Source organism: Burkholderia sp. Tr-20355, from assembly GCF_017104685.1.
GTDB classification, from domain to species: Bacteria; Pseudomonadota; Gammaproteobacteria; order Burkholderiales; family Burkholderiaceae; genus Burkholderia; species Burkholderia seminalis.
Genome location: NZ_JAAGPK010000345.1, coordinates 1 through 2,048 on the forward strand (window position 1 = coordinate 1; position 2,048 = coordinate 2,048).

Below are 2,048 nucleotides of genomic sequence, written 5' to 3' on the forward strand. Positions count from 1 at the left end.
TCGCTACGGTTTTCGCGCGCGTTCGCTGTATTTCGTGGAAGGCGCCCAGCGCTGGTTCAGCTGGGACGATCCGGTCGCGCTCGCGGATGAAGCCCGCGCACTGGCCGACTGGTGCCGTACGCACCGCCTCGCGCTCGTGCTGCTGCTCGACCCGGAGGCCGCGCGGGCGGGCGACGACGCGCGCACCGACGATGCGCCGCTCGTGCGCGATGCGGACCGCACGCCGCGCAGCGGCTTCCACGGTATCTGCTCGGGCGTCGCGCAGTTGCAGCGCACGCATGGCGAGCTGCTGTGGATCGTCGATTTCTGGCGCGTGGGCGACACGCTCGCGGCCGGTGAAGTGCGGCCGCTGCGCTTCGCGCCCGGCGGCCGGTTGTCCGCGAGCATCGACGGCGGCGCGACCGAACCGGCATACCGGATGAAGCTCGCGAGCGACGAGGACCGTGTCATCGTCAGCCGCGCGGTGCTCGACGGCACGAATCGCCTGCCCGCCGACTGGGAAATCGTCGAAGACAACGCGGCCGTCGTCGCGGCCTGCGCCCGTGCCCAAGCCGCGACCGCGGTGCTCGCGTTCCGCTCGCATGCGCAGCTCGAGGCGTTGTGCGCGGACGTGCATGCATTGCGCCGGCAATGCGGCGGCGCGCTGAAGATCGCGGTCGTCGAGCGCGGCGAAGTGCTGCGCCAGCAGTTCGAGATGCTCGTGCTGAGCGTCGGCGCGAACCGCGTGGTCGCGCGCGACTTGCCGGTCTCGCGGATGCAGGCGGCCGTGCACGCGCTGCGCGGCCAGCTCTACGCGCGGTCGGTCGCACCCGACTATCGCGCGGCGCTCGCGGCCGCGCTCGGCGATTCGGTGCTCGGCTATCTGCCGGTCGGCGCGTTCTGCCTGCGCATTCGCGCGGTGCTCGATCGCGGCGCCGTGCTCGCGCTCCCGCACACGCTCGCGAAGATCACGCTGCTGCCGGGCGTGTCGCACGTCGATGCGTTGCGGCACTGCCGCCCGCGCCGGGCGGGCGACGTCGTGACGGCCGATCCCGGGCATCTGTTCGTGTTCCTGTTCGCGTGCGAACCGGCCGACGCCGACGATGCGCTCGCGCGGATCTTCGACGTGCCGGTCGACACGCTGTCCGATCGCGTCGTATGCCTCGGAAAGGGCAGCATCGACACCGAGCTCGATGCGCTGAAAGCCGAGAACCGGCGCGCGCCGATCGCCGACTACAGCGACTTGTTCGCGGCGACGCACCCGGCCAACGGCGCGCGCACGCCGCTCGCGGATGCCGGTCCCGGCGAGACGCCCGCCGAGGCGAGCGAGGCGATCGATGCAATCGATGCGATCGTCGCGCTCGAGGCGATCGGCGCGCCGCCGGCGCCCGATGCCGTCGACGCACCGGCGCCGCATCCCGTCATTCCCGCCGCGCGTGCGCGCGGCGCTACCCGCAGCGCGATGCCGCTGCGCAAGCAGGAGCGCGCATGATTGCCGTACTCGTCATCGGTTTCATCGTCGGCATCGTGATCGCGGTGCCGGTGTGGATCATTGCCCAGCACCTCGGCGTCGGCCGCGGCTTTCAGGCGCCGCGCGGGATCGACCGGCGCGACGCCGTGCCGTGCGAGCTCGTGCCGGTCGCGTTGCGCGGCCGGTTGCTGCCCGGCGCCGAGGGCGGCGACAAGGCGGCCCGATGAAGACGATCGCCATTACGTCGACGACCGGCGGCGCGGGCCGCACGACGCTTGCCGCCGCACTTGCGGTGCTGCTCGCGCGCCGCGGCCGGCCGGTCGTCGCCGTCGAATTCGATGCGCAGAACCTGATGGGCGCGACGCTCGGCCTCGACACGCTGGCCGAACACGGCCTCGCGCAAAGCGTGCTCGGCGGCGCCGAACCGTGGCACGCGCACACGTGGCGCAATGCTGACGGCGTGCTGTTCGTGCCGTACGGGCAAGTCGATGCGGCCGACGCAGCCGCATGCGATGCGCGGCTCGCGGCGGATCCCGCATGGCTGTCGCGCGCGCTGGACGAGATCGCGCTGCCGGCCGACGGCGTGGTGAGAGCGGAC

3 protein-coding genes are annotated in these 2,048 nt (G+C 72.7%); all 3 read left to right on the forward strand.

Features of this window, described 5'->3' with window-relative positions:
- A partial coding sequence (gene bcsE, locus G3N62_RS35160; protein ID WP_206141529.1) for a cellulose biosynthesis protein BcsE occupies positions 1-1,471 on the forward strand: 1,471 nt, incomplete at its 5' end.
- Entirely contained in the window at positions 1,468-1,677 is a 210-nt protein-coding gene (locus G3N62_RS35165) for a hypothetical protein (protein WP_034186734.1), read from the forward strand. The genes bcsE and G3N62_RS35165, both read left to right, overlap by 4 nt.
- A partial coding sequence (locus tag G3N62_RS35170; RefSeq protein WP_206141530.1) for a cellulose synthase operon protein YhjQ/BcsQ occupies positions 1,674-2,048 on the forward strand: 375 nt, incomplete at its 3' end. The genes G3N62_RS35165 and G3N62_RS35170, both read left to right, overlap by 4 nt.

What these genes read in the sequence shown, in the direction of transcription:
- G3N62_RS35165 (WP_034186734.1), top strand. Translation starts at nt 1,468, where the DNA reads ATGATTGCCGTACTCGTCATCGGTTTCATCGTCGGCATCGTGATCGCG.